Source organism: Clostridium septicum (assembly GCF_003606265.1).
GTDB classification, from domain to species: Bacteria; Bacillota; Clostridia; order Clostridiales; family Clostridiaceae; genus Clostridium; species Clostridium septicum.
The window spans coordinates 1,275,024-1,296,877 of sequence record NZ_CP023671.1; the positions used below are offsets into that span (position 1 = coordinate 1,275,024).

A 21,854-nucleotide genomic window follows, 5' to 3' on the forward strand; every position below is an offset into this window, starting at 1 on the left:
ATCTTTACTTTTAAATCTATTTCACTACATGAAAAAAAGATTAATGCTCCATTACTGAAACATTAACCTTTTTAAATTTTCTTATTGCCCTTAAAGCCCATGTTTTAAAATGTATTAGATTATTTATTCAACTATTTAAAGTTTAATATATCTTGTACTTTTATTTTTAGGGCTTTATGGGCTTTTTACTTGATTAACTGCATTATTACAATTATGCAGTAAACTCTTGTTAATATTAATTAACTTAATTATATTAACTACCTCACTTTAATCTTTCATGCTTTTTAATATCATCATTATGAAGTAAGTTATTTTATAAAATGTAGTAAGTTAATTAAATTTCAAATTTTCTTTACCATGAACGCTCTAATATTTCAATTGGTATAGCCATTGATGGAATACCAATATTGGAAATCTCTTTTGAAAAATTATAAATAAAACTATTTGAATAGTTTGATGTGTCATCTAAAAAATTAATCAGATATCCACTTCTAGTTTTTCTAAAATCTGCTATACCCAATTCTTTTAATACTAATGCTGTTTTTATACCATTTTCACCAAATACAAATAACTCATTTATATAATTATTATACTCCATATTATTAGGTTTTAAAGTCAAATATAATTGTTTAATTTCATCTTGAAAACTATCTAATTCAGTTATTAAGTTATGTTTATTTTTATAAATAAACATACTATCTAAATTAATTTTGCCATTAAAATTATTCAACTTATCTTTTATATCATCGTATGTTTTTAACTTGTTTTCTACCACTTTAGCACATTTACTTATTTCAAGTATAATAGAATCCATAATGGAATCTTCAACATCTACATTTTTGCAAATATTTTCAAATAAAACTTCAATATTTATATCATTATCATTTTCTTGTATGAACATCCTTATTTCAAAGTTATGTTCATAGTACATAACTTTGAAAATTAATGACTTAAAGTTTAGTGAGCTTGTGGAATTTTTCTCATCTATGCATTTAAAATATTCATTATTATACTTGTTAATATCATTAATTAATGATATTTTTTCAAAATTTATTTGTTTCATTTAATCCTCCAATTATTATTAAATATTTTCATTACTATAAAGTGCTACTATGAACTGGATATGCAGTTATTATATCAGCTATGTTACTTCCATCAACATTTCTATATAAATACATTTCTATTGTCATTCCATTATTAGCTACCCCTCTATAACACCCTTTTGTATTTGGCACTAACTTTTTATTCATATGTGCCTCCATAATCATATTTACAACCTCATCTTAAGTATATTTATTGCTAAAAAATTTTAATATAGTTCTTTTGAAAAATATATTTATAGCGTATGTTAACTACTAAAAAAATAATGAACCAACCTACTTAATTTCAGCTGGTTCATTTCGTCTTTTTACTGCATTATTAATATTATTCAGTAAATTATTTATATACTTTTTACTAATTTCAAGAATAATAGGTTTATTATCATGTCTTTTACCAACTTGAAGTGCAGTTTTAATATCATTAGACAAATGAACATACTGTCTTCCCTTTGGTAATAATCCCTTATCCTCTATTGATTTTATAAAACGTCTTACAGTACCATGATATAATATTGCTGGTGGTTCAGTGCTTTCCTTTACTATTTTCTTAGGTATAGAATGTCCATATATAGCTCTAATTCTACCTTCAACTAATTCATGTCTCTTCTTATCTGAGTTTTCTATCATATGCTCTAAATCTTCTAAAGTTACATTCTCCCACTTATCACTTTCATTAAGTGCAGTCAATAACTGTTCAGCACTAACCCATCCATTTTCATCTAATTCCAATTCATATTCCCAAGGAGCATGCCTAAGAGCGTATGATATTTCCTTACTTAATCCTAAATAATTTATATGATTCATCTCCTTTTTATTCTCTATTAAACTCAATCATTTCGTCAATTGCATCTTTTAACCAATCCCAAAAATCATTATATTCTTTTCTTTGCTCATAACCTTCTGATGCAAAATCATGTATTATCTGCACTTTCTCATCTTTACCTACTTCAAAGCATGCTATATCGTCATTATCATCTCGTCTTGCAAAAGGTATTAGCTTTCTATTAGGATATCTTTCTGTAACTCCTTTTAATCTATTTAACACCCTTTCTTCATCCATTATATACCACAAATCAAAATCTAATAAATTTAATTCTATTGCTTTAATAAATGAATCTGGATATTGAAATCCGTCAAATCCTAATTTTTTTTCTAAAATTTCTATATTCACAATTAGTTACCTATCCTTTCCATAGTATCTGCTCCAAATGGATTATTATTTCTAAATGATGCTTTTTGCTTTCCAATTCTTAAAAATATAATATTCAATTCTAAGTTGTTTAGCAATGATGCTACCTACCTAAATTTAAGGTGAAATCATACTTTCTGTAGCAGTAATGTCTTAGCAAAATATTGCTGACCTCTCGTCTGACATCCTCTGTTTTTAATAATTAAATTACTTTTAAAATACCTTATTAAAATAATACAAATTCCATATTCTAAGTGCCTCCTTAATAATAAATTAATACCAAATATCTTATCTATACTTTAACTAATCATTACATACAAATTCAAGAAAAATAGGATATCAGTTTTTATCCGATAACCTCTTTTCTTAAATTATAAACCTAAATTTATTTTTATTTTATTTAAATATTCATATATAACTACTTTTTGTTCTTCATTATTTTCAACATATTTTTTACAAACATCACTTAAACACTTGTAAAACTCCTCGTAAGTTAATATCACTATACAATCTTTATCCACTGCTGGATAATCAAAGTAATACGCTACTCCACTTTCTCCAAAATAATCTTCTTCCCATTCTTCATATTCATTTGCAAAACAACACCAAATATCTTCTATTCCAAATCCTCTTGAATCAGAATAATTAGTTAATGCCTTTAATAAATTCTTCTCACCAATATGCTCATAATAATATTTAATATACTTGTTAATATCTTCTTTATTAGTTATTTTCATTGTTTACCTCCATCAATTGTATATATTATTTACACTGGGATTTCCTAGCTTATCAGCTTACGGTAGATTTCATTCCTAGATATCTTAGATTATAAAGTATTAATACTATTTCAGTAGCATTTTCTGTATCTCCTACCATCTCAATATAATTACATAAAAAAATATCGACACTATTGTAGTATCGACATTTCAGTTACAACGATATTTTCTTTTAATTTAGGTTGAAAGGGAGATAAGGTGGTAAAGATTTTATAAAGTATTTTTAGTTTCATCAACTAGAAATTACTTTTCAATTTTATCTTCCACGCTTCCCCCTTTGCCCCTATTCACTTCATTATTAATATTATGAATTAAGATTATTATTCATCTTTTATTCATTTAATAATATTCTAAAATACTCCTTATTATGAAGTGAGAATTTTATTGGTTTTGCAGTAACTTGTAAACTACGCTAATGCGTCCTTAAGTATAGCTTTATTTTCCTCACTAATATTATTAACTCTTAATCCTACAAGTGATTTATTGGCATCTAGATAGAAATTAACATTATGATTTTGTAAGCAATTACTAATTTCATTTTCTGAAAATATTATACTTACACTTTTACTTTCTATATATACTTTTAATATCCCATTTTCATCTGTATAAATTTCATTGTTAATATTTTCTAATTCTAATATAGGACTTCCTTTAACTATATTAAAGTTGTCTTCATAATAATTATCTACTTCATATACATTTTTACATATAGTTAATGTTATAGAACGTACATCTTTCTTATACTGCCCTATTCCTATTTCTATTAATGAGCCACTAAAATCTCCTGTTCTCCAGTATATAGTTGGTTCTTTTGAAATATTCCACACTCCAAATTCTATATTTATTGGTGTATATATATCGAATTCAATATTTTCTTTTTTAGTTTCTTCATGTTTAAATACTTTTAACATCTTATACCACTACCTTTCATTTAGCTATGGTCTATACACAGCATGTTTTATTACTGGCAATAACCCATCCCCTCTTGGTTTACTAAAAATCAATTCCCAATTTCCTGAATTCATAATTTCATCATACTTAACACCTTGCTTAACTGCACCTGAAACTGAGTTTTGAAAGCTTGATAGTAGAGTTTGGCTATTTATAGGCATTCCGTGTGACATAGGGTCTCTTGTTATATATTCAACCATATGCTTCGTACCATTTGGATGTACCCAGAACTTTTCTCCACTAGCTGTTAATTCGAATGATTTAGGTATTTTAGTACCATCATACATAGGCTGAGTAATCTTTATATTATCCCATACTGTCTTACTAGCATTACCCGCCCCCTTGGGGCAGAGTCTGTCTTATTATTTTTAGTGGTAGAGTTAAGTATTTTCAACCCTTCCAACAGTTTTAAGACTACTTTCAACTACTTATCATTTTTCTGTTATGTAGTTACTTTTTCAGCCTTAATTTTCCTTAATCTGTTAACCTTATTTTATCATGCTACCTCTTTTATTTCTACAGTAGGCATTACATATTTACTTTTATTTTTCATAATCCCGTAGAGTTCTCTATTACCTTGTTTACTCTTTTTATCTTTTTCTTTACCTATTTATCTTTTCTTCAATTTCTTCTATCTTTATTTATTTTTATTGAAATAGACTTTATGTCTATTTCAATTATTACTTTCCTTTAGGTTCTTGTTCCCCCCTATCACCCCGTTGTTCTTTCCCAGTCCCGAGTTCCTATTTCCAAGTTCCATTATTTATATGTTTTATCTTTTCAATTCTTTTTATTTTTAAGTGAGACTCTAAATTTTACATTTAGCTAGTCGAACTTACACCTACGAATGCATATGAGTAGTGTGTTTCCTTTTATAGCTTTTCCCCTACATATTATATGTTCTGAATTCCCCTCGATTTCAAGTGGAATTATTGAGTCTAGGATTTCCTTGCCTTTCAGCTTACGGTAGTTTTCAATCCTAGTTATATTGGCTTTTATAATTATTTCAGTGCATGAAAAAAAGATTAATGCTCCATTACTGAAACATTAACCTTTTTAACTTCTTTCACTACATTATTTAGATTATGCAGTTAAAATCCCTTCTATATTTCACTTTTTTAATTATGGCTTTAAACTAAGGATATATTCAATTCTTGATTTTGCACCATAACTTGATTCTATAATTTTATAATTTTTAAGTTCCATTAACTCTTTACATTCACGTATATCTTGTAATAATTGTTCTATATCCTGTTTCTTAATATCATCTTCAAAATCAGTACAATTGATATACATGTCTAGCTTATCATATATAAAATCTGGTATCTCTTTTAATTTAAAACACTCAATCGCAGTACAAATATAATATGTAGTTTTAGTAAACATATTGTAGTTTAATCTTCTCCATTCTTCTTCAAATGTTTTAGCTGCCGCTTGAGGTGCTGTAAACCCATCCTCTTCTACATATTCTTCAAAACTATACACAATAGAATCTTTAATACTTTCATATTCAACACTAAAATTCATTTAATAAACCTCCTTAAACTTCTCCTTTTATGGAGTTACAGTATTATTGGTAAAGATATTTAACTTTATATTAGGATACGTTGCTCTAAATTCTAATATAATATTTGTACAACTTTGGCATGTATCTAACTCTGTGAAAAGATTAACTTCCCCTTTAATATTTTTATCTTTTATTTTAGAAGCTATGTCTTCAAGAATCTTGGCTTCTGTATCATTATATCTTGGAAACTCATCTACCACATAATTTTTAAAGATACGCTCACTTTCTGCTGGTGTATATGAAAAATCCATAACATCAGCTCCTAAACTATCTATGGAATGAATTTGACTATGAGCACTAAATTCTTTTTTTATACCTGGTATATTAACATCTGCTGTTGCAACATTCCCCAGCTCTAACTTATCAATTCTTCTATCTATTTTTTTCCGCTGTGTATTAGATAAATTAATATATTCATCAGAATTTTTGAATGTTGTTATCGAATCATATAGTTTTGTTCTTACGACTTTAGATTCATCTCTCAATAAGTTACCAATAGGTTTAGCCGCCCCCCTGGGGCAGAGTCTGTCTTTTCTATGAACCTAGTGTTTTCAATGCTTAGCATTACTTTTTCACTACTTCTAATCACTTACCATTTTTAGTTTTATGTAGCTACTTTTCCAGTCTTAATCTGTTAATCCTATTTTATCATGCTACTTCTTTTATTTCTACATTAGGCATTACATATTCGGTTTTATTCTTCATCATTCCATAGATAATGTTATTAAGCCTTCTCATTACACACACTAATGCTTGTATCTTGGTTTTACCTTCGGAAATCTTTCTCTTGTAGTATTCTAGAAAAATTGGATTTCTAGGAGTTCCTTTCTTAGAGACTTGTATCTGTTGTACTGCTAGGAAGTAGAATACTCCGTAAAGCTCTCTATTACCTTGTTTACTCTTTTTATCTTTTCCTTTACCTGCTGAACTGAAATTTACTGGTGCTATTCCTGAAAATTTAGCTAGCTTATCAGCGTTACGGAATCTTTTTATATCTCCTATGTGAGCAACAAGTGCTATTGCAGTTACAGTATCTACTCCTGGAATTGTTTCTAGCTTTAGGTCTAGTAATTTTAGTAGCTTCTTCATCTCTACTTCAACCTTCTTTATTTCCTCATTCTTGAATGCAATGTCTCTTACAATGCTCTGAATGATGAAATCTCTAGACTCTTGGTATTCTCTTGTTGTATCTCCATCACTTTCCACAATATCTAGTATCTCTTTAGCCTTTCTTGTGGAGCAACTGTTATGACTAGGTTTCCTTAGAAACTCTGCTAGTTCTTCATCGGTTACACCTATTAGGTGTTTCGGTGATGGGTACTTCTCATAGAAAGCTAATGCAGTTTTACTATTCACATCAGAAAAAAATTTCTTATAGCTTGGGTAATTATAGTTTAGGTTCTCATGAAGTTGATTAGTCAACATTGTTACTGTTTTTACCATAGAATCTCTTCTATTAACCATCATTTTTATAGTCCAATATAGGTCTTGTGGATTAGCATTTGGTAGTGTATCTAGCTTTCTTAAAAGTACTGATGCTATGCACTTAGCATCCCAATCATCACTCTTTTTAGTAGTTGGATAACTCATCCTTTCCATAAAGGAAAGTGCGGAATTAACTTCCTTTACTATCATTCCTCTTTCAATTAGAAATACTGCTAGACTTCTACCATAGCCATGAACATCTTCAAGTCCATATACTGGTATTAACTTCCCAGCTATCTTCTTTACCTTATTCATTAGTCTTGTGAAATCAGAAGGCTTATTTTCAATTGTTATTGAATCTAGCTTCTCATCCCAACAATCAATTATTACAGCGGTATGGGTATCTTTATGTAGGTCTAATCCAACATATACATGATTTTGCTTTTTATGCATATCTACTCACTCCTATTCATTATTCTATGCAGGAACGCAGGCAACCTCAGTTTGAAGCATTCAATCAATTCTCTATGAGAACTATTGTGCATGGGGGCGAAAGCCAATCCGTTCTTGTTCTGCTAGAAGTAATGATGTAGTTTTCAATGAAATCATTATTGAATCTTCTACTTTGAGATATCCCACTCCCGCATTAATTACTATTTCTTTTAAGTTCATTATATCTGCTATTGAATTATATTTCTCATGCTTGAACCTTGATTTTATCTATGTTCATAGTGTCCCTAGGCTTCCTTAGCTTGTCCTTGTTCTACAATTTCCAGTTAAGGACTTCCTAGGGTAAAAATCTTCAATTTCACTACTTTTTATTAACTTTATTTTTCACATCTTCAATTTTCTCTTTTTTGCTCTCTCTACCTCCTATTTTCATTTTATTTTTCTTAGTAGTCTCTTTTTTCAATTTCCAATTCTTCAATGACATCTATTTCATCTGAAAATATCGACATTATCGTTATGACGACATTACAGTCACAAAGATACTTTCTTTTTATCTTGGGTACATTGTGGACTGAATCGGGGCGTAGCTATTTCTGCTACAACCATTGATTTTACTAGACTTGGGATAGTGGGTGCTTTACTTAGAAAATTTTATTTTATATTTCTTTTATTATTCAATTATTTTTTAGTCTTTTTTTATTGAATGAATGTATCCACCTACTCAACCTATTGATTTATCTAGTTTTCTCCTTCCCACAATCCACCCAACTTCAATCCACATCTCCCCTACTTGAACATATTAGGTAGATTTCTCCACAATGTTGCTGACGCTACACCGCTAGCTTTTGCTATTTCTTCAACTGCTCCAAGTGATGACATTCCACTTAGTACAAGTAGTATTATTCTTGCAATTAGTATGGCTATTTCCATCTTTTCATCCCCTTTCATATTTTATATTCCTTTAGAAAAACTTCATTTTCTGTGCCTAGTTTACCGATTTTATGGTATAAGGTTATTCCAAAGGAATCTCCTAGAATAAATGTTGATTTCATTATCTCAACATCATCTATTACAATTACTTCTGTGAACTCTGGTATTGATGTAATTTTCTTTGATTGCTTGTCTATTATGTTATATTTATTTAGAACTTCTATTGAATCATCATCTTCAAGTACTACTATGTCTCCAACTTCTTTTAGGTTGTACATCTTCCAGTATTTATCTACAACACTTTCAGCTATTTCTTGAAATTGTTGTAGTATTTCTTTCTTCAACTCCTTTGGAGTTATCTCGGCTTTCTCTATATCTTCTAATGTATTTATTATTATCATTTCTTCACTCCTCTCTACAGCAGATTTACTGCTTTTAGTTTTTCTTCTCTACTACTGTTAATGTAAAATGTTGCAGTAGTATCTACACTACTATGACCTGCTAGCTTACTCACTGTTGAAATTGGCACTCCTCTATTTATTAGCCTTGTACAGAATGTATGCCTAAAGGTATGAGGTTTTAACTTATTTACCATTCCTATCTCATTAGTTAATTTTTCAAGCATTGTATTTATAGCATCTCTTCTTAATGCTCCTCTTTGACCTATTATTAGATATTCTGAATCTTTTACATTGTAATCTCTGTCTTTGATGTATTCCTTAATTGCATCAGCTAACTCAAATTTAAGTGGTACTTCTCTAAACTTTCCTCCTTTACCGTATATCTTTATTGAGTAGTTTAGGAAATCAATATCCTTTATCTTAATACTACATAATTCACTTACTCTAACTCCTGTGTAAAGTAGTAACATTACAATTACTTTATTTCTTTTACTTACCTTTGACTCGTTCTGAATGTAGAATAGTATTCTATCAACCTCCTTATCTGAATAAACTTCCACTTGTTTCTCCGACCCGTAGGCTATCTTTACTCTGTCTTTAGAATTTTCTACAACTATTTCCTTCATTGCTCCAGTTGCTACAAGGTATCTATTTAGTGCATGAATACTATTTATCTTTTTATTGATTGTTGCTACCTCATAGTTACTCTCTACTAGAAAATTCTTGTAGCTTACTACGTAGAATCGTTGTAATGTACCATTGAATTCAACTCCTTTACTTCCTAGAAATTCTATAAATGCTTTAATGTCACCAATATAACTTTCAATAGTTTTAGGACTCTTACCATCTTCAATTAGACTTACTTTGAAATTTTCTACTATCTCCTTCATTATCATTACCCCTTTCAATCTTCTTTAATAGTTTTCTTATCCAATTCTCTGTATAGCCTAATTTCTTAGCTAGTTCTTTGCTATCGCCTACGGATTTACCTTGAAGTTCCTTCATTACATAGGCTTTGGAATGTAACTTTATAGGAAAATTTACTTGTTGTCCTTTGAAGTATTCATGTATCTTTATAGTTACTTCTAAACCTAGTAATTCTATTAGTTCTTCATATATTCCATTGAAATCTGATTTATCTATACTCAATCCCTCCTTATTGAAATATAAAAAGAGTTAATGCTTCCTAAATTAGAAACATTAACTCTGTTATCAGATTTATAATATATATTTATCATCTATCCTAAATTCAGTTGATTTAGCCTTTATTTACAGCTTTTCACTCTGAATAGTATTATTATTCACATTTTATGAAATCTCTGTTTTTATCTACCTTATCATTGTTTTTTGATATATTTACCTTGATTGATGTATTGTATTTTTTAGTTATCTATTCCATTGAGTGATTTTATTATTTATTGATTGGTTATCTATTACAATTTCTTCATTGAGTATTACTTTAGTTCTTATCTGATTAGATTTTATTATTATTTATTCTGATTATTTTTTATTTATCAATTTATCTTTTCTTCAATTTCTTTATCCTTATTTATTTTTATTGAAATAGACTTTAGGTCTATTTCAATTCTTATCTTTCTCTAAGTTCTTATACCCCCCTATCCCCCCGTCGCTCTTTCTGAGCTCCTAGTTCCCAGTTCTTATATCCTAGTTCCAAATTCCATTATTTATATGTTTCATCATTTCAATTCTTTTTATTTTTAAGTGAGACTCTAAATTTTACATTTAGCTAGTCGAACTTACACCTACGAATGCATATGAGTAGTGTGTTTCCTTTTATAGCTTTTCCCCTACATATTTTATGTTCCCAATTTTCCTCGATTTCAAGTGGAATTATAAGAGCTAGGATTTCCTTTGCTTTCAGCTTTCGGTATACTTTCACGCCTTTTTATCCTAGACTGTAAGATTATTCAATCTACTATTTAGATTACTTATTCATCAACTTATTGAAATACAGTTGATTCAACCTTTATTTACAGCTTTTTAGTCTTACTGCCACTCTTATTCACACTTTCTGAAATCTCTGCTTTATGATGTGCTATCATTGCTTTTTGACGTATCTGTCTCAATTGATACATTGTATTTTTCAGTTCTCTGTTCCAATTGATGATTTTATTATTTATTATCTTTCTTCATTACTTATTACTTTACCAATTACTTAATTATTTATTCTTTATTCTTTGATACTCAATTATTATTTCTTATTAGTCATTACTTATCTCTTCTTCAATTCTTAGCTTTCAGCTTATAGCGTTAGTGTAATTCTTGTTATCTTGACTATTGAAAATATTGGTATTATTATCTACACTACTATTACCAAGGCAATTAAATGTAAAAAAATATCGACACTATTGTAGTATCGACATTTCAGTTGCAACGATATTTTCTTTTTATTTTAGGTTGAAAAGGGGGCATAAGTGGTAAAGATTTTAGAAAATATTTTTAGTTTCATCAACTAGAAATTACTTTTCAATTTTATCTGCCACTCTTCCCCCCTTTGCCCCCTATTCACTGCATTATTAAAATTATGAGGTGTTAAATTTTCTTCCTCTTATTGATTTAACTAGATTATCATCCTGTTATATTTTATGCAGTTACTTAATTCTTTATTTTGCAGTTAAATTTGCTCTCTGAAGTAAACACTAATTTCATCAAAAACATCATACTTATTCTCTTCTGAAATCTCTCTGTCAATTAATTTCCCTATTTTATCACATACTGAATTCTTATTATAATCATTCATAATGAAATATCCTTTTCCTATCTCAACCCCATCTCTTACTAACATTTTTTGAAGTTTTTTAGGACTTACAATATCAAATGAATATATTTCTGCTCCTATTTCATCTTTGAATCCAATATCTATTTGACATGATAAGAAAAAATCATCTATATCATCCCAAATTTCATTAATTACATTATAAGCTTTTATCTCTAATTTCATTTCCAACCTCCTATTTACCTAAAATATCAATATGGACATTCTTCAATTGCTTATTTGTTATGTCTCCAAATTCATTAATATACTTGTAGTTTTCTGTAAAATTAGCTCTCCACATTCCTTCTCTAGGTTTATACTGCATTCTAAAAGCTCTCATTCCATCATTACTTGAATATCCAATTACATTACCTGCATTATCAGTTATTGATTTATAGCCTTCACCAACCCATGCTTTACCTGCATTAGTTGCAACATTCTCTGTAGCACTTCCTATAGTAGCCAGTCCTTTGTCCACATTCTTTACTCCTAATATAGTTTGTGTTTCACTTAAATTATCAACATAATTTGGATGCCACCATTTAGATTTAGGGTTACTTACCCCCTTGGGGCAGAGTCTGTCTTTTTATTTTTAGTGGTAGGATTTAGTGTTTTGAACCCTTTCCATAGTTTTAAGACCACTTCCAACTACTTATCATTTTTTCTGTTATGTAGTTACTTTTTTAGTTTTGCTTTTCCTTAATCTGTTAACTTAATTTTATCATGCAACCTCTTTTATTTCTACATTAGGCATCACATATTCAGTTTTATTTTTCATCATTCCGTAGATGATATTGTTAAGCCTTCTCATTACACACACTAATGCTTGTATCTTGGTTTTACCTTCTGAAACTTTTCTCTTGTAGTATTCTAGGAAAACTGGATTTCTAGGAGTTCCTTTTTTAGAGACTTGTATCTGTTGCACTGCTAGGAAGTAGAACACTCCATATAGTCCTCTATTACCTTGTTTACTCTTTTTATCTTTTCCTTTACCTGCTGAACTGAAATTTACTGGTGCTATTCCTGAAAATTTAGCTAGCTTATCAGCATTACGAAATCTTTTAATATCTCCTATATGAGCAACTAGTGCTATTGCAGTTATAGTATCTACTCCTGGAATTGTTTCTAGCTTTAAGTCTAGTAGTTTTAGTAGCTTTTTCATTTCTACCTCAACTTTCTTGATTTCCTCACTCTTGAATGTAATATCTCTTACAATGCTCTGAATTATGAAATCTCTAGACTCTTGGTATTCTCTTGTTGTATCTCCATCACTTTCTACAATGTCTAAAATTTCTTTAGCCTTTCTTGTAGAACAACTGTTATGACTAGGCTTTCTTAGAAATTCGCCTAAAGTTTCATCAGTTACACCTTGCAGGTGTTTCGGTGATGGGTACTTCTCATAGAATGCTAATGCAGTTTTACTATTCACATCAGAAAAAAATTTCTTGTAGCTAGGGTAATTGTAATTTAGGCTTTCATGAAGTTGATTAGTTAGAGTTGTTACTGATTTTACAATAGCATCTCTTCTATTAACCATCATCTTTATAGTCCAGTATAAATCTTGTGGATTAGCATCTGGCAGTGTGTCTAGCTTTCTTAGGAGAACTGATGCAATGCATTTAGCATCCCAATCATCACTCTTCTTAGTAGTTGGATAACTCATTCTTTCCATGAATGAAAGTGCTGAATTAACTTCCTTTACTATCATTCCTCTTTCAATTAGAAATACTGCTAGACTTCTACCATAGCCATGAACATCTTCAAGTCCATATACTGGTGTTAACTTACCAGCATGTTTTTTTACCTTATTCATTAGTTTTGTGAAATCAGAAGGCTTATTTTCAATTGTTATTGAATCTATCTTCTCATCCCAGCAATCTATTATTACAGCGGTATGGGTATCTTTATGTAGGTCTAATCCAACATATATATGATTTTGCTTTTTATGCATATCTACTCACTCCTATTCATTATTCATGCAGGAACGCAGGCAACCTCAGTTTGAAGCATTCAATCAATTCTTCTTTAAGAATTATTGTGCATGGGGGCGAAAGCCAATCCGTTCTTGTTCTGCTAGAAGTAATCCGATAGCTAGCATATGTAAGGCTCAATTCTTCGCCAACTTCTGCACGCTCCTGGATAAGTTCTTCTAAACCTTTAGCAATTATAGTTATACTTATTAAAATATTCTTTATATGCTAAAGGTAAGAATCACTTATGACCTTGTAGCTTTCAATGAAATCATTATTGAATCTTCTACTTTAAGATATCCCACTCCCGCATTAATTACTATTTCTTTTAGATTTAGTATAGCTTGTATCTTCTGAAATCTCATTCTCTGAAAATCTTCATTTAAGGAAATTAGCACTAGCCCTAGATTTCCTAGACTAGTCCACCTTCTGCAATTTCCAGTTAAGGACTTCCTTTAGTGAAAACTCTCTATTTATTAGATTTTTCATTGATTTTTAGTATCTATCTCTCAATTCCTCCTTTATTCTTAGAATTTCATTTTATGATTGATTATCCTATTTCCAATTTTTCAATCACATCTATTTCAACTGAAAATATCGTCATTATTGACATGACGATATTACTGTTACAACGATATTTACCTTTTACTGTTGGGCTATTTATGGACTCTTACAGGGCGGTTTTATTTCCTTGTAACCCTTGATTTTACTTACTTTGGGCGTATGGGCGTATTACTTAGTAGATTTTCTTTTATTTTTCACTTAATATTTAATTACTTTTTATTATATTTTTATTGAATAAATCTGCCCTTATGCCCAATTCATTGATTTATCTATGTTCTATTGAAATTGTATCTGCCCACTCTTTGCCCAATTATGCCCTACTTGAACCTATTAGGTAGATTATTCCATAATGTAGCTGATGCTACTCCACTCCCTTTCGCTACTTCCTCAACTGCTCCAACTGATGACATCCCACTTAGTATTAGTAGTATTATTCTTGCAATTAGTATTGCTATTTCCATTTTTTCATCCCCTTTCATATTTCATATTCCTTTAAAAAATTTTCGTTTTCTGTGCCTAGTTTACCGATTTTATGGTATAGAGTTATACCGAAGGAATCTCCTAGAATGAATGTTGTTTTTATTATTTCAACATCACTTATTACAATTACTTCTGTGAACTCTGGTATTGATGTTATCTTCTTTGATTTCTTATCTAGTAGATTGTACCTACTTAGTACTTCTATTGAATCATCATCTTCAAGAACTACTATATCTCCAACTTCTTTTAGGTTGTACATCCTCCAGTATTTATCTACAACACTCTCAGCTATTTCTTGAAAATGTTGTAGTATTTCTTCCTTCAACTCCTTTGGAGTTATCTCGGCTTTCTCTATGTCATCTAATGTATTTATTATTATCATTTCTTCAATCCTCCTACAGTAAATTTACTGCTTTTAATTTTTCTTCTCTGCTACTGTTAACGTAAAACGTTGCAGTAGTATCTACACTGCTATGACCTGCCAGTTTACTTACTGTTGAAATAGGTACTCCTCTATTAATTAACCTTGTACAGAATGTATGCCTGAAGGTATGAGGTTTTAATTTATTTACCATTCCAATGTCCTTAGTTAATCTTTCTAGCATTGTATTTATAGCATCTCTTTTCAATGCTCCTCTTTGACCTATTACTAGATATTCTGAATCTTTTACACTATAATCTCTGTCTTTAATGTATTCCTTAATTACATCAGCTAAATCGAATTTCATTGGTACTTCTCTAAACTTTCCTCCCTTACCGTATATCTTTATTGAATAGTTCAGAAAATCAATATCCTTTATCTTGATACTACATAGTTCACTTACTCTAACTCCTGTATAAAGTAGTAACATTACAATTACCTTATTTCTTTTACTTACCTTCTCCTCATTCTGAATGTAGAACAATATTCTCTCAACCTCCTTATCACTGTAAACTTCAACTTGTTTTTCTGAACCATAGGCTATCTTTACTCTATCTTTAGAATTTTCTACAACTATTTCTTTCATTGCTCCAATTGCTACTAAGTATCTATTTAGTGCATGAATGCTATTTATCTTTTTATTGATTGTTGCTACCTCATAGTTACTTTCTACTAGAAAGTTCTTATAGCTTACTACGTAGAATCGTTGTAACGTACCATTAAATTCAACTCCTTTATCTCCTAGAAATTCTATGAATGCTTTAATATCTCCAACATAACTTTCAATTGTTTTAGCACTCTTACCATCTTCAATAAGACTTATCTTGAAATCCTCAATTAATTGACACATTATTATTACTCCTCTCAATTTTCTTAAATAGAAAAGAGTTAATGCTTCTTGATTAGAAACATTAACTCTGTTATCAGATTTATAATATATATTTATCATTTATTTTAAATTCAGTTGATTTAGCCATTATTTATAGCTTTTCACTCTGAATAGTATTCTTATTCACATTCTCCTGAATCTCTCTTTTCTGATGCCTTATCGTTGGTTTTTACTATATTTTTATTAGTTGATGTATATATTCTCAGATATTTATTCCATTGAATGATTTTATTATCTATTGATTGGTTATTTATTATAGTTTCTTCATTGATTATTACTTTAGTTCTTATCTGATTAGATTTTCTTTAATTGATGCATTTATTACTTCTTCTTAATCAATTGTATCTATTATATCTCTTGATTAATTATCTTTTACCTATTAATTACTTAATTATTCTTTATTCTGATTAGTTATTATTTATCATTTCTTCAATTTCTTTTATCCTATTTATCTTTATTATTATTTTTAATTGAAATAGATTTTTATTTGTCTATTTCAATTCTTTCAAGTCCTTATTCCCCCCTACCCCCCGTTACAATTTCCTAGTCCCGAGTTCCAAGTCTCTAGTTATTCTACTCAGCTATCTTATTTATATGTTCTATTCTATCAATTCTTTTTATTTTTTAGTGATTTTCTACTACATATATTATGTTCACAATTCCATTAACTTTTAAGTGGAATTATTGAGCCTAGGATTTCCTTATCTTTCAATCTATTCATCTCTTCTATCCTCGTTTTACTGTTTTCTGAAGTCGCTAGACTTAATTAGCTAGGAAGTCCTTTATCAGATACAGTTATCTGTTCAAGTACTAAAGCTTCTTTCCTGTATATATTATTGTTATCAATTTCATTAACTTTCAAGTGGAATTATTGAACCTAGGTTTTCCTTGCCTTTCAGCTTGTGGTAGTTTTCAATCCTAGATATCTTGGCTTTTATAAATATTTCAGTGCATGAAAAAAGATTAATGCCCCATTACTAAAACATTAACCTTCTCAACTTCTTTCACTGCATTATTAATATTATGCAGTATTAAATTTGCCTACTCTTACTGATTTAACTATATTCTAATGTTAATTCTTTTTATGAAGTTATCTACCTCTAAATTATGCATTCTATTTCCAACCATTAGCCTCTAAAAACTTATCTGGTATTCTTAATTCTAATTGCTTTTTAAGCTCTTTGCAGAAAACATCAAAATCAGCTTTTTCATACCATTTTTGACTATTTTCAAGACTAATAAAAGAATTTTCTCCATATTGAATACTACATCCAATTACGCCTTTATCATAGTTAAACAGTACAATAAAATAATCATATGCTTTAAATCTAATGCTAAATGCTCTATAATTTCTATCATCTATTACATTAAAAATATCACAACTTCCAATTTTACCTGCTAAATTCTTTTCTAAATAATCTGAAACATTAATTGCCATTTTTTGCGTATCATTTAATTGCATACCAAAACTCTCCTTCTTTAATTAATCTTTTAAACCCATATTCACTCTTTAAATATTCCCATTCTTTTAATAGGGCACAATCTCCATACTGTTCTGGATGATGTGAATATCTAATTTCCTTTCCCGACTTTACAGCATCATCTAATGCTGGTACATTAAATAAATCAAACATATCATCATCAGTTATATTATACTTAGCTTTTATTACATCCCAATCATTTCCTAGGCTAAAATACGTTGTATCTCCTGCCATTACTGTATATGAATCATTTCCTGGAATTGTCCAGTCTAATGTTCCATCAGGCTTTACTGTTGGCTTATATTTACCTAAAGTTATTGTGTCTGAATTAATGTTTTGTATGGACTCTGCTCTTATCTTCTTAAAATCATCTACTGGTATTTTTCCATTCACCTTACCATCAACAACTTTTAATCCATCTATTATACTATCAGCTTTACTTACCCCCTTGGGGCATAGTCTGTCTTTTTATTTTTAGTGTTATGTAGCTACTTTTTTAACCTTATTTTATCATTCTACTTCTTTTATTTCTATATTAGGCATTACATATTTGGTTTTATTCCTCATCATTCCATAGATGATGCTATTAAGCCTTCTCATTACACACAATAATACTTATATCTTAGTTTTTCTTTCTGAAATCTTTCTCTTATATTATTGTCGGAAAACTGGATTCCTAGGAGTTCCTTTCTTAGAGCTTTGAATCTGTAAAGTGCTAAAAAATGAACTAGCTTGCTTATTTTCAGCTAGTTCATTTAAGTATCTTACTTCATTATTAATATTATGCATTATTTATTTTTCTTATCTTAATTGATTTGACTGTATCCTAATATTATTACTTTTTATGCAGTTACTTAACTCTTTATTATGCAGCTAATATTAGTCCATATATTCCTCTGCAACTTCAATACTTTCCTCTAAATTTAAATTAGGATACTTAAGAGAAATACTTTTTAAACACTCTATATATCTATTACTTTGAAGATTGTATGCTACTTCCTCAAAAACTTCACTAGCAAGTAATATCTCCTTTTCATTTAATTCATTTAGAATTAAAATAGTACTTTCCTCATCTTTACTTAAAATTTCTATCAATCTTTCTCGACATATTTCTATATTATAATCATCTTCATCATGTAATTTACTTCTGTCAGAAATAATCAATTTTACTTTATTAATCATACTTTTCCTCCATTTATCTATGGTTGCATATCTGCATCTGGAAATATTGTTCCTATCTTACCATCAGTTTTTATTACACCAACTCTTACTCCATCATACTCTCCAAATATAATATTTCCATCAACAGCATTTATATTTTCAGGTAAATTAGCAACATATTCGCCGGCATCTTTTATCTTATCATTACTCCAATTTTCAGGAAACCATGCTTGCCCAGTCCCAATTCTTTTGGACGGAGTCTTATGTTTTGGCACATTTCCTACTCTTACCCCATTCGAATAAGTTTTTTCTATATTGAATTCAATGTTATTTTCGATTAAAAAATCTATATTATCTTGTCCGTGTCCGCCACCTTTCATTCTTGATACTTTTCCAGTCTTAGGATTATAAGTAAAGTCTCCTTTAGTTGAATGAGTAATATCTCCAATTTCAATTTTAGCTTTACTTACCCCCTTAGTTCCTCTAATAGAATCTACTATCCTTTCAACTCTTTCTCCATTTTTTATTTTATTTGCTATTTCTGGAAGATACCCCATTATAGATTTTGCTACTCCATCTGTTGCTATTATTATTACTATCTCTCCTACTACTCTTCCTAATACTCTAGCTTTTTCATTTAAATTTGAATCTATAAAGTTCTCTACTGCATCTACAATAATTTTATCTAATATTAGAGCTTCCTCACAACTTGGATTGCTTCTTACTTTATTTAGAAATAAAATTCCTTTTGCTGCTCCTACTACACCATCTATTGGATGGCTTACAAATTCAAAAATATCTTTTGCTACTCCTACAAGTGTATCTCCTATTCCTAATAAAAATTTAATTGTAACACTTTTTATTGTTATTAATTCTTTATTCTTATTTATTTTATCTTTTCAATTCTTTTTATTTTTAAGTGAGACTCTAAATTTTACATTTAGCTAGTCGAACTTACAGCTACGAATGCATATGAGTAGTGTGTTTCCTATATATATTTCTACTACATATATTATGTTAACAATTCCATTAACTTTTAAGTGTAATTATTGAGCCTAGGTTTTCCTAGCTTATCAGCTTGTAGTATTATTTACTCCTAGTTCTATTGGTTTTAAACGTATTGGCATTATTTCAGTAGTATTTTCTACATCACCTACTATCACACTAATTCAATGTAAAAAAATATCGACACTATTGAAGTATCGATATTTCACTTTTAACTGTATTTTCTTTTACTTTAGGTTGAAAGGGGGATAAGGTGGTAAAGATTTTAGAAAGTATTTTTAGTTTCATAAATTAAAATTAACTTTTTAAAATTATCTGCCACCCATCCCCCTTTGCCCCCTAGGTCACTGCATTATTTAGATTATGCAGTTAACTTTTTTAGTATTAACTTAATCAAGTATATTAACTATCTAAGTTAAAATTTAATATATTATTCTTCTAAATTATGAAGTAAGTTATTTTAAAAAACTGTAGTTAGTCAATCAAATTTTAAGTTACCATTATCCCACTCTTGCAAAGTCATTTTACTAGTAAATGCTATTATACCTCTTGAATTAGCTATTTCATTTAATGTATTCCTTGCCTTTTCAGGTTCAATTGGTATTATACTGAAAGCAGCATTATATCTTACATATATATTTTCATTACTTATTAGTGGAATAATTTCTTCAAATGCATGTTTTCCTATAGTTCTAAGATTGGCTCTAATCTTTTTCAACTTGTCATATTGTAAGTTAGTTGTTTTATAGTCTCCAGCTTCTTCACTTTCTTGTAATCTCATACAAGCGGTTATAAACTCTTCAATTAGCCTTTGAACTTGTTCCATACTCTTCCTCCTTTAAAATGGGTTGAATACCCAACCTTTTGATGTTGGAATAACATTCCCGTATTGTTGTAGCATTTCTATACCATACTTAAATTGCTCATCAAAACTTTTTGTTGAAAGCCAATCACGTACCGTTAATCCATTTGTAAATGGTGGTTTAGATGAATAATAGCCACTAATCTTAGAATGAATACTATCTGAACCAGATGGCATAGATATTATATTATCTAAGTTATTAATATCTGCTGGTGCAAATCCTGCTCTAGTAGGTTTTATTTGAGATTGCTCAACAATATGATGCCATTGACTATCATCTCCTGGTAAACCTAAAGCTTCTTTTAACTCTTTAAATGTATTATATCCTTTATTAGGTACAATCTTCTTTCCTGTTGCTATTATTTCATCTGCTGTTTTACCCGAATATTTCCATATATTCTCTACTACTTCTTTAAATTGAGGTCTAAAATGTGCAGGCACATCCTCAGCTGTATTTATAGCATACTGGAATCCTCCATCTAATACAACTACAGGATTATCTCCTAGTGAAACAACTTTCTTTATTTGGAATGCTAATTCATCAATTGAATATTTTAAAGTGTACTTAAGTTTAGAAACAGCTTCTGCCGCTCCCTTAGATGCCTTAATGGACTCTACTATTTTCTCAACTTTCCCACCATTTTTTACTTGGTTTGCTATTTGGGGTAAATGCTCCATTATAGATTCTGCTATTCCATCTGTCGCTACTATTATTAGTATCTCTCCTACTATTCGTCCTATTGCAACTCCTATTACTCCATCTATTGGATGACTTACAAATTCAAATAATCCTTTCTTAACTAAATATAATTTTAGTTAGTTCGACTTGCTGTGTCCACTACTTTATACTAACATCATTAGCATCATATATGATATCTTTACAAGACTTGTTATCTTTACTTTTTAAATCTATTTTACTACATGAAAAAAGATTAATGCTTCAATTACTGAAACATTAACCTTTTTAAATTTTCTTATTGCCCTTAAATCCCATGTTTTAAAATGTATTAGATTATTTATTCAACTATTTAAAGTTTAATCTATCTTGTACTTTTATTTTTAGGGCTTTATGGGCTTTTTACTTGATTAACTGCATTATTAATATTACGCGGTAAGGTTTACCTATATTAAATTCTTTACAATCATTAAATTATATATCCTTTATACCCCCTTATTTATTGATTATATAATTTTGCATTCAATTTTTATAATATTATGCAGCTACATTGCAAAAGATACACATCATATCATTTCCTCATCTGTTAGTTCTGACCATAACCCTTTATAGCCTATTTTATTCATAATATCCTTAAATCGCTCACAATTATCCTCTTTTATATTTCTATCTCTCCATACTGTATCACACTCATCACAAATATATATTTCTATTTGTGTTTCTTTAATTTTTGCTTTATATATTACTCCTTGACCATCACAAAATGGACAATATACCATA

Annotated in this window: 28 protein-coding genes and 1 pseudogene; all 29 read right to left on the reverse strand. The window is 29.3% G+C overall.

The genetic code is table 11. From position 1 onward, the window contains the following. Positions 1–352 precede the first annotated feature (352 nt). The 29 genes and pseudogenes from CP523_RS05655 to CP523_RS05785 all read right to left on the reverse strand — a co-directional run bounded on the left by CP523_RS05655 (position 353) and on the right by CP523_RS05785 (position 21,853). Positions 353–1,063, reverse strand: a complete 711-nt coding sequence (locus CP523_RS05655) for a hypothetical protein (protein ID WP_120140645.1) — start codon at positions 1,061–1,063, stop codon at positions 353–355. A gap of 34 nt (positions 1,064–1,097) precedes the next feature. Further along, positions 1,098–1,271, reverse strand: a pseudogene (locus CP523_RS05660) (hypothetical protein); the annotation flags it as partial. A gap of 105 nt (positions 1,272–1,376) precedes the next feature. Continuing rightward, a complete protein-coding gene (locus CP523_RS05665; protein WP_341466915.1) occupies positions 1,377–1,904 on the reverse strand; it encodes an RNA 2'-phosphotransferase in 528 nt (175 codons plus the stop codon). A gap of 7 nt (positions 1,905–1,911) precedes the next feature. Beyond that, entirely contained in the window at positions 1,912–2,271 is a 360-nt protein-coding gene (locus tag CP523_RS05670; RefSeq protein WP_120140647.1) for an SMI1/KNR4 family protein, read from the reverse strand. A 389-nt stretch (positions 2,272–2,660) separates the two neighbouring features. Continuing rightward, positions 2,661–3,026, reverse strand: coding sequence for a ribonuclease toxin immunity protein CdiI (cdiI, locus tag CP523_RS05675; protein WP_162925955.1), 366 nt, complete (start codon positions 3,024–3,026; stop codon positions 2,661–2,663). Between the two features lie 446 nt (positions 3,027–3,472). Then, positions 3,473–3,976, reverse strand: coding sequence for a hypothetical protein (locus tag CP523_RS05680; RefSeq protein ID WP_120140648.1), 504 nt, complete (start codon positions 3,974–3,976; stop codon positions 3,473–3,475). 24 nt (positions 3,977–4,000) lie between these two features. Next, positions 4,001–4,303, reverse strand: a complete 303-nt coding sequence (locus tag CP523_RS05685; protein WP_205687133.1) for a hypothetical protein — start codon at positions 4,301–4,303, stop codon at positions 4,001–4,003. Between the two features lie 835 nt (positions 4,304–5,138). After that, positions 5,139–5,543: a hypothetical protein gene (locus CP523_RS05690; protein ID WP_120140649.1), complete on the reverse strand. Its 405-nt coding sequence runs from the start codon at positions 5,541–5,543 to the stop codon at positions 5,139–5,141. A gap of 27 nt (positions 5,544–5,570) precedes the next feature. Beyond that, complete coding sequence (locus CP523_RS05695; RefSeq protein ID WP_207666562.1) at positions 5,571–6,068, reverse strand: deaminase domain-containing protein; 498 nt, start codon at positions 6,066–6,068, stop codon at positions 5,571–5,573. A 163-nt stretch (positions 6,069–6,231) separates the two neighbouring features. Beyond that, positions 6,232–7,461, reverse strand: a complete 1,230-nt coding sequence (locus tag CP523_RS05700) for an IS110 family RNA-guided transposase (RefSeq protein WP_120140651.1) — start codon at positions 7,459–7,461, stop codon at positions 6,232–6,234. Positions 7,462–7,542: 81 nt separating this feature from the next. After that, positions 7,543–7,680, reverse strand: coding sequence for a hypothetical protein (locus tag CP523_RS16205; protein WP_207666563.1), 138 nt, complete (start codon positions 7,678–7,680; stop codon positions 7,543–7,545). A 564-nt stretch (positions 7,681–8,244) separates the two neighbouring features. Next, positions 8,245–8,406 carry a hypothetical protein gene (locus CP523_RS15925; RefSeq protein WP_162925919.1) on the reverse strand — a complete coding sequence of 54 codons (162 nt, stop codon included), beginning with the start codon at positions 8,404–8,406 and terminating at the stop codon, positions 8,245–8,247. Beyond that, the gene (locus CP523_RS05705; protein WP_120140652.1) at positions 8,403–8,789 is read right to left on the reverse strand and encodes a hypothetical protein; all 387 of its coding nucleotides are present in this window, start codon (positions 8,787–8,789) and stop codon (positions 8,403–8,405) included. Before CP523_RS05705 ends, CP523_RS15925 begins: the two co-directional genes overlap by 4 nt. A gap of 14 nt (positions 8,790–8,803) precedes the next feature. After that, on the reverse strand, positions 8,804–9,679 hold the full coding sequence (locus CP523_RS05710; protein WP_120140653.1) for a tyrosine-type recombinase/integrase: 876 nt from the start codon (positions 9,677–9,679) through the stop codon (positions 8,804–8,806). Continuing rightward, on the reverse strand, positions 9,639–9,938 hold the full coding sequence (locus tag CP523_RS05715) for a Mor transcription activator family protein (RefSeq protein ID WP_120140654.1): 300 nt from the start codon (positions 9,936–9,938) through the stop codon (positions 9,639–9,641). The genes CP523_RS05710 and CP523_RS05715 overlap by 41 nt, the downstream gene beginning before the upstream one ends. A 1,486-nt stretch (positions 9,939–11,424) precedes the next feature. Then, positions 11,425–11,751: an Imm8 family immunity protein gene (locus CP523_RS05720; RefSeq protein ID WP_066679080.1), complete on the reverse strand. Its 327-nt coding sequence runs from the start codon at positions 11,749–11,751 to the stop codon at positions 11,425–11,427. A 10-nt stretch (positions 11,752–11,761) separates the two neighbouring features. Next, positions 11,762–12,043: a hypothetical protein gene (locus CP523_RS05725; protein WP_066679078.1), complete on the reverse strand. Its 282-nt coding sequence runs from the start codon at positions 12,041–12,043 to the stop codon at positions 11,762–11,764. Positions 12,044–12,286: 243 nt separating this feature from the next. Then, positions 12,287–13,516, reverse strand: a complete 1,230-nt coding sequence (locus CP523_RS05730) for an IS110 family RNA-guided transposase (protein WP_066679076.1) — start codon at positions 13,514–13,516, stop codon at positions 12,287–12,289. A gap of 264 nt (positions 13,517–13,780) precedes the next feature. Then, on the reverse strand, positions 13,781–13,933 hold the full coding sequence (locus CP523_RS16210; protein ID WP_207666564.1) for a hypothetical protein: 153 nt from the start codon (positions 13,931–13,933) through the stop codon (positions 13,781–13,783). 483 nt (positions 13,934–14,416) lie between these two features. Further along, on the reverse strand, positions 14,417–14,560 hold the full coding sequence (locus CP523_RS15930; protein WP_162925956.1) for a hypothetical protein: 144 nt from the start codon (positions 14,558–14,560) through the stop codon (positions 14,417–14,419). Positions 14,561–14,574: 14 nt separating this feature from the next. After that, on the reverse strand, positions 14,575–14,904 hold the full coding sequence (locus tag CP523_RS05735; RefSeq protein ID WP_227909562.1) for a hypothetical protein: 330 nt from the start codon (positions 14,902–14,904) through the stop codon (positions 14,575–14,577). A 70-nt stretch (positions 14,905–14,974) separates the two neighbouring features. After that, positions 14,975–15,850: a tyrosine-type recombinase/integrase gene (locus tag CP523_RS05740; protein WP_066679069.1), complete on the reverse strand. Its 876-nt coding sequence runs from the start codon at positions 15,848–15,850 to the stop codon at positions 14,975–14,977. Between the two features lie 1,153 nt (positions 15,851–17,003). Continuing rightward, positions 17,004–17,351 carry a hypothetical protein gene (locus tag CP523_RS05745; protein WP_066679067.1) on the reverse strand — a complete coding sequence of 116 codons (348 nt, stop codon included), beginning with the start codon at positions 17,349–17,351 and terminating at the stop codon, positions 17,004–17,006. After that, positions 17,338–17,763, reverse strand: a complete 426-nt coding sequence (locus CP523_RS16215) for a hypothetical protein (protein WP_227909561.1) — start codon at positions 17,761–17,763, stop codon at positions 17,338–17,340. Before CP523_RS16215 ends, CP523_RS05745 begins: the two co-directional genes overlap by 14 nt. Before the next feature lie 486 nt (positions 17,764–18,249). Then, positions 18,250–18,552 carry a hypothetical protein gene (locus tag CP523_RS05760; protein ID WP_066679065.1) on the reverse strand — a complete coding sequence of 101 codons (303 nt, stop codon included), beginning with the start codon at positions 18,550–18,552 and terminating at the stop codon, positions 18,250–18,252. 17 nt (positions 18,553–18,569) lie between these two features. Continuing rightward, positions 18,570–19,088 (reverse strand): EndoU domain-containing protein, encoded by a 519-nt coding sequence (locus CP523_RS05765; protein WP_207666565.1) that lies wholly within the window; start codon positions 19,086–19,088, stop codon positions 18,570–18,572. Between the two features lie 926 nt (positions 19,089–20,014). Beyond that, complete coding sequence (locus tag CP523_RS05775) at positions 20,015–20,362, reverse strand: DUF2019 domain-containing protein (RefSeq protein ID WP_120140656.1); 348 nt, start codon at positions 20,360–20,362, stop codon at positions 20,015–20,017. Positions 20,363–20,374: 12 nt separating this feature from the next. Next, positions 20,375–21,076, reverse strand: coding sequence for a hypothetical protein (locus tag CP523_RS05780; RefSeq protein ID WP_120140657.1), 702 nt, complete (start codon positions 21,074–21,076; stop codon positions 20,375–20,377). A gap of 564 nt (positions 21,077–21,640) precedes the next feature. Then, entirely contained in the window at positions 21,641–21,853 is a 213-nt protein-coding gene (locus CP523_RS05785) for a hypothetical protein (RefSeq protein ID WP_120140658.1), read from the reverse strand. Position 21,854: the final 1 nt, after the last annotated feature.